This is a genomic window from Desulfosporomusa polytropa, assembly GCF_055380075.1.
On the sequence record NZ_AP042400.1, the window covers coordinates 2,468,830 to 2,481,795 of the forward strand.

General features: G+C 43.2%; 12 protein-coding genes and 1 riboswitch. All 12 genes read right to left on the reverse strand.

Annotated features, from left to right (window positions below):
- Nucleotides 1–251: 251 nt before the first annotated feature.
- The 12 genes from ACZ449_RS13500 to xdhB all read right to left on the reverse strand — a co-directional run bounded on the left by ACZ449_RS13500 (nt 252) and on the right by xdhB (nt 12,961).
- Nucleotides 252–902 carry an amino acid ABC transporter permease gene (locus ACZ449_RS13500; RefSeq protein WP_464261492.1) on the reverse strand — a complete coding sequence of 217 codons (651 nt, stop codon included), beginning with the start codon at nt 900–902 and terminating at the stop codon, nt 252–254.
- Complete coding sequence (locus ACZ449_RS13505; RefSeq protein WP_464261493.1) at nt 899–1,570, reverse strand: amino acid ABC transporter permease; 672 nt, start codon at nt 1,568–1,570, stop codon at nt 899–901. Before ACZ449_RS13505 ends, ACZ449_RS13500 begins: the two co-directional genes overlap by 4 nt.
- On the reverse strand, nt 1,570–2,382 hold the full coding sequence (locus ACZ449_RS13510) for a transporter substrate-binding domain-containing protein (RefSeq protein WP_464261494.1): 813 nt from the start codon (nt 2,380–2,382) through the stop codon (nt 1,570–1,572). The genes ACZ449_RS13505 and ACZ449_RS13510 overlap by 1 nt, the downstream gene beginning before the upstream one ends.
- A 33-nt stretch (nt 2,383–2,415) precedes the next feature.
- Nucleotides 2,416–3,147, reverse strand: a complete 732-nt coding sequence (locus ACZ449_RS13515) for an amino acid ABC transporter ATP-binding protein (RefSeq protein WP_464261495.1) — start codon at nt 3,145–3,147, stop codon at nt 2,416–2,418.
- Nucleotides 3,148–3,498: 351 nt separating this feature from the next.
- Nucleotides 3,499–3,921 carry an HIT family protein gene (locus ACZ449_RS13520; protein ID WP_464261496.1) on the reverse strand — a complete coding sequence of 141 codons (423 nt, stop codon included), beginning with the start codon at nt 3,919–3,921 and terminating at the stop codon, nt 3,499–3,501.
- Nucleotides 3,922–4,078: 157 nt separating this feature from the next.
- Nucleotides 4,079–5,368: a guanine deaminase gene (guaD, locus tag ACZ449_RS13525; RefSeq protein ID WP_464261497.1), complete on the reverse strand. Its 1,290-nt coding sequence runs from the start codon at nt 5,366–5,368 to the stop codon at nt 4,079–4,081.
- Between the two features lie 52 nt (nt 5,369–5,420).
- Complete coding sequence (locus ACZ449_RS13530; protein WP_464261498.1) at nt 5,421–6,770, reverse strand: NCS2 family permease; 1,350 nt, start codon at nt 6,768–6,770, stop codon at nt 5,421–5,423.
- Nucleotides 6,771–6,867: 97 nt separating this feature from the next.
- Nucleotides 6,868–6,969: riboswitch (purine riboswitch) on the reverse strand.
- A 37-nt stretch (nt 6,970–7,006) separates the two neighbouring features.
- The gene (gene hydA, locus ACZ449_RS13535) at nt 7,007–8,398 is read right to left on the reverse strand and encodes a dihydropyrimidinase (RefSeq protein ID WP_464261499.1); all 1,392 of its coding nucleotides are present in this window, start codon (nt 8,396–8,398) and stop codon (nt 7,007–7,009) included.
- 47 nt (nt 8,399–8,445) lie between these two features.
- A complete protein-coding gene (locus tag ACZ449_RS13540) occupies nt 8,446–9,786 on the reverse strand; it encodes a nucleobase:cation symporter-2 family protein (protein ID WP_464261500.1) in 1,341 nt (446 codons plus the stop codon).
- Nucleotides 9,787–9,845: 59 nt separating this feature from the next.
- Entirely contained in the window at nt 9,846–11,558 is a 1,713-nt protein-coding gene (ade, locus tag ACZ449_RS13545; protein WP_464261501.1) for an adenine deaminase, read from the reverse strand.
- 21 nt (nt 11,559–11,579) lie between these two features.
- Nucleotides 11,580–12,086, reverse strand: coding sequence for a xanthine dehydrogenase subunit XdhC (gene xdhC, locus ACZ449_RS13550; protein ID WP_464261502.1), 507 nt, complete (start codon nt 12,084–12,086; stop codon nt 11,580–11,582).
- Nucleotides 12,083–12,961 (reverse strand): xanthine dehydrogenase subunit XdhB, encoded by an 879-nt coding sequence (xdhB, locus tag ACZ449_RS13555; protein WP_464261503.1) that lies wholly within the window; start codon nt 12,959–12,961, stop codon nt 12,083–12,085. The genes xdhC and xdhB overlap by 4 nt, the downstream gene beginning before the upstream one ends.
- Between the last annotated feature and the right edge of the window lie 5 nt (nt 12,962–12,966).

Consider the following 12,966-nt stretch of genomic DNA (forward strand, 5'->3'; position numbering starts at 1 on the left):
CCCCCTAACAATAAGCATGTTATCCCTATTATATATATCGATAATAGTGCAAAAATACTTAAAGCTGAACAGCCACAAAATACGACAGCAAGACATACTGCCAGTTCTCGTGTCTATATTGTATGCATGCAAATCCAATCTGACCTCAAAATACAGCAACGCCAGGTTTTGAAAAGAAAGCAACATCGTTTTACCGCCAAAACGGTTAAACGATGTTGCTAAACACAGACCTGGTATCCTAATTATTCTGCTTAAGAACTGCTCAGCGTCATTCGACGTTGTAATAACCGAGCATAGGTTGATAGTGCATAATTTAATACGAAATAAGTGATGGCAATCATCCCAAAGAGAGTAAACACCTGAGCTGTCGTACCATATTTACCCATAATTATCATACCTTTACCTGTCAGTTCTTCAATACCGACAGCCCAAACAAATGACGTATCTTTAATAACTGTTGTCCCCTGCGAAACAAGGGGTGGAATCATATTTTTCAGCGCCTGAGGCAACACAATATACCGAAGAACCTGGATATAATTCAAACCTTGAGATTTCCCCGCCTCCCATTGTCCACATGGAATAGAGTTCAAACCGCCTCGAACTATTTCTGCAACAATAGCCGAGGTAAATACAGTCATAGCAGCAATCCCTGCTTGCACTGGCGGTAAATTGGTCAAAAACCTAAATCCAAGAATGAATAATAAGGTTGGAGTATTTCGCACTATTTCCACATATACGGCTGCAATTGGCGAAAAAAAGCGCTGACCTGAAAACCGAGCTACGCCCAAACCAATTCCCAACACTAGACTAAGCACGATGGAAGCAATAGAAATTTCTAGCGTAATTAGCAATCCGTCAGCTAAAAACAGGAGAATTTCAGGCTTAAAAAGATCACTAATCATGCATTCACCTCCGCCTTCTGCTCCAGTTTTCTAGCATAGGTAGCTAAGGGTAGGCACAAAATTATATAGAGTACCCCTGTCGCAACATAGGCGGGTCCGTAGTACAGGTTAGTAGATGACCAAGAATCAGCCTGATACATAAGTTCCCCCCCTGCCACCATAGCCAATACAGAGGTATTTTTTATCAAACTTACTGCTTGATTTGTCATCGGAGGAAGAGCCATCCGTTTCGCCTGTGGAAGAATAATATGGCGCATAGCACTCCAGAAGGAAAAGCCTTGTGAATATGCGGCCTCAAGCTGCCCCCGCGGAACAGCTTGGATGCCAGCACGTACAGCCTCGGAAATATATGCTCCATGATAAATGCCTACCCCTAATACACCTACCGCGAAGATAGGCAGCATAACACCAAGGTGAGGCAACCCATGATAAAGAAAAAATACTTGAATTACCAGCGGGGTATTTTGAATGCTTTCTACATACACCCGCGTAATCACTTGAAAAAACGTAAGCTTAGAACTGCCTAATACACCAAACAGAACACCTAACGCCAAGGCCAACACGAGAGCAAAAAACGATACCAGCACCGTATTAGCAAAACCTTCTCCAAATACGGCCCAATCGTGAGCTAATGCGACCCACTTATAGTCCGCAAAAGGTCCGTTCACTATTTAATACCCCACTTTTGAATTAATTTATCTAATTCGCCATTCTTTTTCATTTCAGCAATCACTTCATCTACGGCCTTAGCCAATGCGGTGTTAGATTTTTTAGAAGCCACACCATACTCCTGAGGCGCAAACCGATCGTTTAAGATGGTAGTGCTGTCATCCAGATAGCCAGCTAAGATTGATCCGTCAACTGAAAATACATCAGCACGACCTGAGTCTAGAGCAGTCTTAATTTCCGGATAAGTACCAAACTCCAGGAACTGAACCTTAACGCCAGCCTTATCGGCTTCTTCCTGCAGTGCCTTACGACTAGTCGCGCTTTGCGCCACACCGATTTTCTTCCCATTCATATCTTTAACAGACTGAATACCTGAACTTTTCTTTACCATCATGGCAACGCCATCTTTAAAGTATGGCTCGGAAAAATTATAACTTTGTTTGCGTTCATCAGTAATAGTAAATGTGGCAATTACCAAATCTATTTCACCATTATCAAGCAAAGGGCCTCGTGTCTTAGCAGTTACACCCTGAACATCAAGCTTAGCAGGGTCACCGAGAATTTTTTTAGCAACAGCCCGGGCAATATCAATTTCTAAGCCGTCAATCTTATTTGTTTGGGGATCTTTAAAACCGAACTTTGGTACATCAACCTTAACGCCAACTTTCAGTACTCCGCGGTCTTTAATCGCTTTCATATCAGCTGCAACATCACCCTGCGCACTTTGTGCCGGCTTATTTGAGCCACAGCCCACTACCATAAGCCCAACTATCATTACTATACATAATAAAAATGCACTAAAACGTTTCATACTCACCATTCCTCTTTTATAATAATTTAGTTATCAATGGGAACGAAGAATCTTGCTCAAAAATAACTTAGTCCTATCATTCTCTGGATTAACAAAAAAGTGCTCTGGTGTACCTTCTTCCACGATTCGGCCTGCGTCCATAAAGATCACACGATCAGCCACCTGCCGGGCAAATCCCATTTCATGAGTTACTACTACCATGGTAATGCCTTCTTTTGCTAAATCCACCATAACGTCCAGTACTTCTTGTATCATCTCAGGATCAAGGGCCGAGGTCGGTTCGTCAAAAAGCATGACCCGAGGTTTCATCGTAAGAGCACGAGCGATTGCTACCCGTTGCTGCTGTCCACCTGACAATTGAGCTGGATAGGCATTCGCTTTTTCCTTAAGACCAACCCGGTCTAAATAAGCCAGTCCCGTTTCTTCAGCCTCAGCCTTAGGCACTTTTTTTATTAATATTGGGGCCAATGTTAGATTTTCCAAGACTGTCTTATGCGGATAGAGATTAAATTGCTGAAAAACCATCGCAACTGCTTCTCGCACTTTAGCAACATTTGCTTTAGGCGCTGTCAATTCTACTCCATCGACAAAAATTTTGCCGCTTGATGGTGTTTCAAGGAGGTTCATGGAGCGAATTAGTGTACTCTTACCAGAGCCACTTGGCCCAATCACTACAACTTTTTCACCTGCAGCCACCTTCAAATCAATGTCCTTAAGAACATGATTTGTACCGAAGTGTTTCTGTACCCCTTCCAGTGTAATCAAGTTTTTCCCTCCTCTCTTAAACAAATAAAAAGACACCTGTCTCTGAATAGAGAACAGGCGTCTTTGCCATCAAATATAATGTTAACCATGATTAATATTATGTAGCTAGTATAATTGAAACAAAACGTGCTGTCAATATAGGAGTTAATTATATTAATATGCTGATAGAGTCCGGAGAGAGTGGATCTTTGGATATTTTTCTTCTCTAAAGAGGCATTATTGACGTTTCGACAAAATCTTCAACCGAAAAATCATTGTGTCATGGACATGATAACCTACCAGGTTACTGCAGATGTGCCGTCGATTAAAATAAGCTAGACAAAGTGCAAACTGCTACGTTGAATCCACTGCTTATTTTAAATTTTTCTTAATCAGCTCAACAATTTCCAGATATTCAGCATCACTGAGAAGCACTTTATCGACAGGCGACATCTCAAATGTACCACCCCAGGTATGACCATCTTTATATTTGGGAACAACATGGAAATGAAGGTGAGGAAGTTTATCTGAGTATGCACCATAATTTATTTTATCTGGTGAAAAAGCTTTTTTTATTGCATTTGCCGCTCTTGTAACGTCCAGCATGAAAAGTGCAAGTTCTTTTTCTTCTAACTCGAATAATTCATTAATATGCTCCTTATAGGCTACAACACATCTGCCCCGATATGTCTGTTCCTTAAATAAATACAGAGTAGAAACACCCAACCGACATACTTCAATCATCAAATCCTTCAGCCTTTGATCCTTGTTACAATAAAAACAATCACTGCTCATTTTAATTCCTCTCTTTTCTGGTAATTTTCAGTTCCTAGCCTATTTGTAATTACCGATATTATGCCTGATAAGAGTAACGAGTAACGCGCACTCTTTGTCCGCTTACTATAAAGACATTCCATAAAAACTAAAAAGTTCCTATTAGATTCACATAGAATTAAAATTGGGGTTGTTCAATCTTTTTGCCAGCTACATACCTTGCAACAATATTTTGATGATCGCCAATATAAATGAATCGGCTCAACCGCTCTTCTACTGAATGCTGATTGTAATTTGAGACCTCCAAACAGCTGTCATCAATTACTAATGCATCAAATTCATACCCCTCTTCAAAGCTTCCCACTTTACCAAAGAAGCTTCCCCCACCTTTTGTCGCCAGGTAAAAGGCTTCCGGTATGGTAAAGAAGTTTTCTTGCTTACCCGTTTCCAACCATTTCAATTTCGAAACTTGCACAACCATCGCCATAACCTTTGCTATAGATATCTCATGCCCGCCAGATATGTCAGATCCCAAACCTACCGCTACTCCTTTATCAATTAACTTTCTGATAGGAGCTATCCCGCTGGATAGGTTGTTATTAGAATAGGGACAATGGGCAACATATACTTTGTTTTTTGCCATTAACTCCATCTCTGAATCATCATTATAGATACAGTGAGCCATTATGGTTGGTTGTTGTCCAAATAGTCCGAATTCATGATATACACTGGCATAGTTTTGGCATTCAGGGTGCAACTCTTTAACCCAGGCAATTTCACCAGTATTTTCCGATAAATGAGACTGAACCGGCAAATTATACTTTTTCGCCAGCTTGGCAATCCCGTTCATTAATTCTGGTGTACATGTAGGTACAAATCTTGGCGTTATAATTGGTTTCACCAGTTCATACCTGTTAACCGTATTTTTAATAAACTCTTCCGTATCGGCAAGTGATTGCTTCGTTGTCTCAATTAGAATATCGGGAGAATTCCTATCCATATTTACTTTACCAACATAGCCGCCAAGACCCGCTGATGCCAGTAGTTCCATTAATTTGGCTGTTGCTTCTTTATGGATAGTACCAAATAGTGCCACACGAGTTGTACCCCACTTCCAAAGTTCGGTTACAACCTTTTTATAAACCGCTTCAGCATAATCTATATTTTTATATTTTGCTTCTTCGGGAAAGGTATATCTTTCCAGCCAGGGAAGTAATTCAAGATCAAGCCCCACCCCTCTGTTAACAAACTGCGGCGCATGGAAATGCAAATCGACAAACCCAGGAATAATCAGAGCATTCCCATAATCAAATACACCTACATTTTTATATTCTGCCGGAAGTACCCCATAAGTCCCTTTAACCTTGTTCCCTTCGATAACCATAAAGCTATTTGCCAAAATTGTTAGTTGTCCAAAAATTGGAGTAAAAACTATATTACCCTTTATGATTTTTAGGTCATTTTCCATACATCATCCTACCTATTCCTTTCATAATTACAATACATCACTAGCTTGCCATCTATTTCATATATAGATGAACAACGAAAATGATGGCTAACACATACATCAACGGATGTATTTCCTTAGTTCTGCCTGTAACTAGTTTGAGCAAAGTAAATGTAATGAAGCCAAACGCCATACCTTCAACAATACTGCAAGTTAATGGCATTAGGATAATCGTTAGAAATGCTGGTAATGCGTTGGTGAAGTCAGTAAAATCGATGTGGACAATTTCACCTATCATTAAAGCACCTATGATAATTAAGATCGGTGATGTAGCCGCTCCTGGAACTAAACCTGCTAACGGCGTTAAAAATAAAGTAGCTAAGAATAACAGGCCTGTAGTAACTGACGTTAACCCTGATTTACCGCCTGCGGCAACACCGGCAGCGCTTTCTATATAAGAAGTTACTGTACAGGAACCGAAAAATCCTCCCACCATAGTGGCGACAGAGCCTGCCAATAAGGCTTTATTAATATCAGGTAAATTGTTATTTTCATCAAGTAACCCAGCCTTACCGGAAATCGCAATCAATGTTCCAATATTATCAAACAAATCGACAATAGTAATCGTAAAAATAATTGATACCAAACCATACCCTACTGCAGCCACAATATCTAATTGGCCCATCGTATCAATTGGCAGAGGCGGCACAAAAGAAATTATGTCACTCATGCTAGTCGGCAGCTTAGTAACTCCCATAAACATACCAATGATTGTCGTCACAAAGATTCCCAATAAGAAAGCACCCTTTATATTTTTCGCCATTAATAAACTAGTTATGATTAAGCCGATTACGGCTAATAAGACGTTCGGCTGCTTCAAACTTCCTAGCGTTAGAATCGTACCTGCCGCTGGAACTATTATTCCTGCACCTTTAAAACCAATAAAGGCAATAAACAAGCCCAAACCAACACCAATCGCCGATTTCAAAAGGGTTGGAATAGCCTCAATCACCGCCTTTGTTATATTTGTAATCGCCAAAATAAAGAACAGCACCCCAGAAATAAAAACCGCACCTAAAGCCGTTTGCCAACTTAATCCCATACTGCCAACCATAATAAAGGTGAAAACAGCGCCAAGTCCCAGACCTGATCCCATAGCTATCGGTAAATTAGCATAGATACCCATAAGTAACGTTGCAAAAGCAGTGGAAAGAATTGTCGCAGCAGTTGCACTGGCTGGCGGCATTCCAGCTGCAATTAAAAATTGACCCGGAATTACAAAAATCAAATACGACATCGCAATAAATGTAGTTAGCCCAGCTATGATTTCTGTTTTCAGCGTCGTTCCTCTTTGGGATAATTTGAAATAGCGGTCTAAAAAACCATTTTCAGCACATTTTTTTTGCGTTGCTGTCTCCAACATTATACCACTCTCCTCATAATTATTTTTACCTGCGCCTGCAAACTCCTTCACTGCGGAATATATATAAATAAAATAACCTGACTATGAAAAATAGGTACAACAAAGCCCCTATTCTTATAGTCAGGTTATTTACGGCAACCTGGTAGAAACTATTGACCCATATTGTCAATAATATACAAGAATCCTTTATTTTTTTCAATTAACTACTCAGCAAGCACTGCTATCTTCCGGTTATACTACACCCAGTCCTGGCGAAACGGTTTGCGAAAGAGAAATTGACCCTGCGGGGTATCAATACATGTTTTTCCATTTTTCACCACTTGCTGTCCCCTGAGAAATACATGAATGGCCTGCCCCTGCTGTTTCATTCCTTCATAGGGACTGTAGTCCACCTTCTGAGCCTGAGAGGCAGCACTAATTGTAACCTGACGGCGCTCGTCCCAAATCACCAAATCCGCATCACTGCCTGGAGCTATCGTTCCTTTCTTTGGAAAAAGACCAAAGAGTTTTGCCGGCTGGGTTGCTACTTTGTCAACAAACTGGGTAAGGCTAATTTTCCCAGCCTTGACACCATAGGTATATAAGAGCCCCAACCGGTGTTCCACGCCGGGAGCACCATTGGGTATCTTGCTAAAGTCTTCGCTTCCCACTTCTTTCTGTCCATGGAAGTTAAAGGAGCAATGGTCGGTAGCGACAGTATCCAAAATACCGGTTTTCAGCCCGTTCCATAAATACTCTTGGTTTTCCTTCGCCCTGAGCGGCGGCGAGATAACGTATTTTGCACAGCTAAAGGTGGTGTCCTGATACACACTATCATCCAGCACTAGGTATTGGGGACAAGTTTCAGCAAACACCCGGACACCCCGGGCCTTGGCCTGCGCTACTGTCTCCAGGGATTCCCGGCAACTTAAATGGACAACCAACACGGAAGCATCAGCCATCTCAGCCAGTACCGTCAGCCGATTTACCGCTTCCTGTTCCACCCGTGGCGGTCGGGATAAGTGATGATAAGCTGGTGCAGTTTTGCCTTGCCGGCGAAACTGCCTGACCAGATTATCAACAATATCGCCGTTTTCACAATGGACGCAGGTTAGAATACCCCAGTCCCGACTACGTTCCAACACTTGAAATAAGGTGCTGTCATCTACCTGCATTACATTTTTATAAGCCATATACAACTTTACGGAGGCCACCCCAGCCTCCTGGCTAAGCCAGGGTATTTCCCGGGAAACTTGTTCATTCCAATCGGTAATAGCCATATGAAAACCATAGTCTGAGTAACATTTTCCGTCTGCGCGCTGATGCCAGTTTTCCAGGCCTTGTTGTAACGTTTCACCTTTAAACTGAGTAGCATAATCAATCACTGTAGTGGTGCCACCGAGGATGGCAGCCTTGGTGCCACTGGCAAAATCATCAGCAGTAGCCATGGTACCTACCGGCAAATCAAAGTGGGTATGAGCATCAATACCTCCAGGAAATATATAGCAACCTTCTGCCGTTAGCACTGTATCGCCCGCTTGCGTCACTTGACTGCCAACGGCGTCAATAATCTCGCCTTGGATGCGAATATCAGCTTGATAACAAGCAGTATCTGTGACGATAGTTCCACCACACAAAACAATTCCCATAAAATTGCCCCCCTTACAGCAGCTATACGTTATCTTCCATCCAATGACTACCCGTTGGCGGTAGCTCCTTTTTCTGCTGTAACATCATGCGCAGCTTCCTTACCGTTTAACAGGAGATTTAAGACAATAGCGGCCAAGCTACCAGCCGTAATACCACTGTGAAGAATAACCTGCAGCCAGCCAGGGAAGCCCTGATAAAAGTTAGGTACCGCTAAGGTAATCATCCCAATACCAATACTAATACCTACCACCATAATATTGTGGGTTCCATCAAAGTTAACTTTCGATAAGGTCTTAATACCGCTGGCTGCTACCATACCAAACATAACAATGCCTGCTCCCCCTAGTACAGGATTGGGTATGGCAGCAATCACCGCGGCCAGCTTAGGCATCAAACCCAGGGCAATTAAAATTACGCCGGAAGCTGCCACCACAAACCGGCTTTTCACTCTGGTTAATCCAACCAACCCGACGTTTTGAGCAAAAGCAGTATAGGGAAAACTATTCAAAATGCCGCCAAGTATGGTCGAGAAACCATCAGCCCGCAAACATCTGGCCAAATCTTCTTTATGAATAGGTTTTTCAATAATTTCACCGATGGCGATACAGTCACCGGTGGTTTCTGTCATAACTACTAGCATAACCAACACCATAGCTGCGATGGATGCAATATCAAAGGTGGGGAAGCCAAACCAGAAGGGAGTGGTAATACCAATCCAGCCAGCAGTCCCTACCTGGTTAAAGTTGACCATTCCAAAGGGAATAGCGACAAGAGTTCCGCAGATTAAACCTAAGAGAACAGCAATGTTACTTAAAAATCCGGTAAAATATTTATAAAAAAACAACACTAGCATCATAACTACAAACGCCAGTCCAATGTATTCCGGGCTGGCATAATCTTTAGCAGCTGGATTGCCGCCTGCTGCCCACCTGACAGCAACTGGCATCAAGGTAACTCCAATAATGGTTATAATAGTCCCCGTAACTACTGGCGGAAAAAAGCGAATTAATCGGCTAAAATAGGGAGCTACTAGGTAGGTAACCAACCCGGCCACAATAATAGATCCATAGATGGCCGTCATACCATGGGTTTTACCAATAATAATCATAGGGGTAACAGCCGCAAAGGTAACGCCTTGAATCATCGGAATCCGAATACCCATATTACCAAAACCCAACGTTTGAATCAATGTGGCAATACCACAGGTAAATAAATCGGCATTAATTAGAAAAATCAATTGTTCTTGGCTTAAGCCGATGGCATTGGCAATAATGAGTGGAACAGCAACCGCACCGGCATACATTGCCAAAACATGCTGCAGACCATAAATAAATAACTGTCCGGTTGGTAGCATTTCATCAACTGGATGACGTGTATTCTCTGTCATTTTAGCATCACCTCGTAATATTTTCGTTGTGTTCACCTTAACACAACGTTCTGCTTATTTCATACAGATACAGACACAAGTTGAAAAGTCGCAACATCTACCAGACCTTCATCTGTTAGTTTTAAGGCTGGAATGACCGGTAGACTTAAAAAAGCTAACGTCATAAAGGGATCATATTCCTCCTTTACCCCCAGATTGCGGGCGATTTTGTGAAGCTCTGCCAGTTTTTCCTGTACCTCGCCGATATCCTGGTCAGTCATAAGCCCGGCCAACGGCAAGGATAGAGTACCGAGAATTTTTCCTTCACCAGCAATTACCAACCCGCCCTGAATATGTTCAATTTCTTTTACGGCCAGCATAATGGCTTCGTCGTCGGTTCCCACGACCACCAGATTGTGAGAATCATGAGCAATGGTTGAAGCTATAGCCCCCTGTTTTAGCCCTAGACCTTGCAATAATCCCACACCTACTTTGCCAGTGCCCTTATGCCGCTCCCATACCACTATTTTCATAATATCCTGGCTAGTGTCGGGAACAAATTCTCCCTGAATCACCGGCATCGGCAATTCTAAAGCAGTGGTTACCAACTGGTGTGGCACTAACCCAATCACTCTGGCGATGGGAGAACTGGCGGGAAGCCGCAGCTTCTCCCGATTGAGCTCTCCCAAGTTCAGCGTATTACGCACCCCTTTGTCGTCCACAAAGAAATTCATAAACAGTGATTTTCCATTTTCCGCCGCCAACTGTCCGTCTTTAAAAACCATAACAGGATGCCAATCTTCGAGATTATCAAACACTAGCAAGTCAGCCCGATATCCGGGAGCAACCGCACCCAAGTCACCAAGGCGAAAATAATTAGCTGCATTTATGGTAGCCATTTGCAGCACCCAAGCCAAATCTGTACCTGCAGCTACAGCTAACTTAACCATATGATTGATGTGCCCCTGTTCAATTAAATCCTCCGGATGACGGTCGTCAGTAGCAAACAAACAGCGTCCTACCGTGTACTGATTTACTGCTGGCAACAGCTTAAGCAAATTATGGGCCGCTGAACCTTCCCTGAGCATAACATGCATACCTTGCGCCAGCCGTTCTGTTGCTTCTTCCGCAGTAACACATTCATGATCAGAACAAATTCCGGCGGCAATATAACCAGTTAACTCTTTTCCTACTAAGCCAGGGGCATGGCCGTCAACCAGTTTACCCTGGGCCAGACAAATTTTTTCGAATACGGTTTCAGATTTATGGATTACCCCGGAATAATCCATCATTTCTCCTAAACCTAGAACCCGGGGATGGTGAATAAACTCGGCTAGTTCCTTTGCCATCAGTGTAGCGCCCGAATTTTCCAACTGAGTAGCCGGTACACAAGAAGGCAACATGATATATACGTTTAAGGCCAGCTGTTCGGTGGCATTCAACATATAGCGAAGACCTTCCACTCCTGCCACATTGGCAATTTCGTGGGGATCAGCGATAACCGTTGTCGTGCCACTCGGAACTACGGCACAGGAAAATTGTGCAGGACTTACCATAGCACTTTCGATATGAACATGGCCGTCAATAAAGCCTGGTGTAATGTATTTTCCTGTTACATCTATTTCCTTACGGCCACTATACTCGCCAACCCCGGCAATATAGCCTTTGACAATGGCCGCATCCCCCTTAGCAAACCGGCCTGTAAATACATTAAATACATTGGCGTTTTTCAGCACCAAATCAGCCGCCGCACGGCCTAAAGCCGTATCTACCAATTCCTGTACCCGCTTCACGCTACACCCCCCTTGAAAATCTTATTGATGGCATTTCCCGCAGCATTCATGGTCTTTTTCTGCCTTGTCCTCCAAAGCTTTCTCTGCAGCTTTTATAATATTGTGATATCCTGTACAACGGCACATATGGCCGGAAAGTTCCTTTTTTATTTCCTGCTTTGTATAAGATTTTTTGCTTTCCACCAAGGCAGTAGTAGTCATAACCAGGCCGGGAGTACAAAACCCGCACTGTACAGCAGCTTCCTCTAAAAAAGCTTCCTGCACCTTCGACAGTTTCCCCTCTTTAGCTTCTCCTTCCACTGTACGGATTTCCTTACCATCAGCCCAAACAGCTAAAAAAATGCAGGTGTCAAAAGGTTCCCCGTCAATAAGCACTGTACAGGCACCACATTCCCCAACCGAACAGCCTTTTTTAACCCCAGTCAAAGCCAGGCGGTTGCGTAACACATCCAGTAAGGATTCCCGCACATCCACTTCCAGCATGTGTTCTTTCCCATTGACTGTAAAAGCAATTCTGCGTGTCATCATTTTGCTTCACCCCCGGCCTTACGAAAAGCTTCCATGAAAGCCCGTTTACTTAGTTCTTCTACTAACTGTAGACGAAATTCTTTGGAAGCACGCCAGGAGGTTCTGGGATTAACCTCCGTAATAGCGGTTTTCCCGATTTCCTCCAGTAGTTTCTCACCAACCAGTCGGCCTTTAGCCATTTCTTCTGTTTTGCTGCAACGCATAGGAGTCGGTCCTGCCACTCCTAATGCCAGGCGAAAATCTTCTACCTGATCTTTATTAAACTGGCAAACGGCCACACAGCCTAAGGTTGCAATGTCCATGGCGTTACGCATGGCGTATTTTATATAGTGGCCGCTAAATCCCTCGTAGTTTTCCTTGGTAACCAAGATAGCGGTCAGGATTTCTCCATGGGCCAAGGCCACTTTTCCCGGCCCTTGGTAAAATTCATGAATGGAAATCACCCGTTCGCCGTAAGAACCTTGAATTTGCAGCTTGGCATTAAAGGCAAACAAGGTGGCAGCACTGTCAGCCGAAGTCACTCCGTTGCAAACATTCCCGCCGATGGTACCGATATTACGTACCTGGGGTCCGCCTACCATAGCTACCGCTTCTCCTAACACGGGAATAAACTGCTGAATAATCGGGCTTTTTGTTATATTTGTAAAACTTGTGCCAGCACCAATGGCAATGGTTCCATCGTTCTCAAGGGTTACCCCCTTTAACTCAGGTATGCCGTGAATGCTTACCAGTTCAGCCGCCGGCATCCTGCCTCCATGAAGCTTGATTAGTACATCACTACCGCCGGAAATAATGACAGCTTTCGGATTGGCCTGCAGTAAGGCTATGGCTTCCTCCACCGTATACGTTTCTTCATATTTGGCAATATCATACATCCCCG

Bases quoted from the DNA above. Each gene is read 5' to 3' on its own strand.
- ACZ449_RS13500 (WP_464261492.1), bottom strand. From the start codon at position 902: ATGATTAGTGATCTTTTTAAGCCTGAAATTCTCCTGTTTTTAGCTGAC.
- ACZ449_RS13510 (WP_464261494.1), bottom strand. From the start codon at position 2,382: ATGAAACGTTTTAGTGCATTTTTATTATGTATAGTAATGATAGTTGGG.
- ACZ449_RS13520 (WP_464261496.1), bottom strand. From the start codon at position 3,921: ATGAGCAGTGATTGTTTTTATTGTAACAAGGATCAAAGGCTGAAGGAT.
- guaD (WP_464261497.1), bottom strand. From the start codon at position 5,368: ATGGAAAATGACCTAAAAATCATAAAGGGTAATATAGTTTTTACTCCA.
- ACZ449_RS13530 (WP_464261498.1), bottom strand. From the start codon at position 6,770: ATGTTGGAGACAGCAACGCAAAAAAAATGTGCTGAAAATGGTTTTTTA.
- hydA (WP_464261499.1), bottom strand. From the start codon at position 8,398: ATGGGAATTGTTTTGTGTGGTGGAACTATCGTCACAGATACTGCTTGT.
- ACZ449_RS13540 (WP_464261500.1), bottom strand. From the start codon at position 9,786: ATGACAGAGAATACACGTCATCCAGTTGATGAAATGCTACCAACCGGA.
- xdhC (WP_464261502.1), bottom strand. From the start codon at position 12,086: ATGATGACACGCAGAATTGCTTTTACAGTCAATGGGAAAGAACACATG.
- xdhB (WP_464261503.1), bottom strand. From the start codon at position 12,961: ATGTATGATATTGCCAAATATGAAGAAACGTATACGGTGGAGGAAGCC.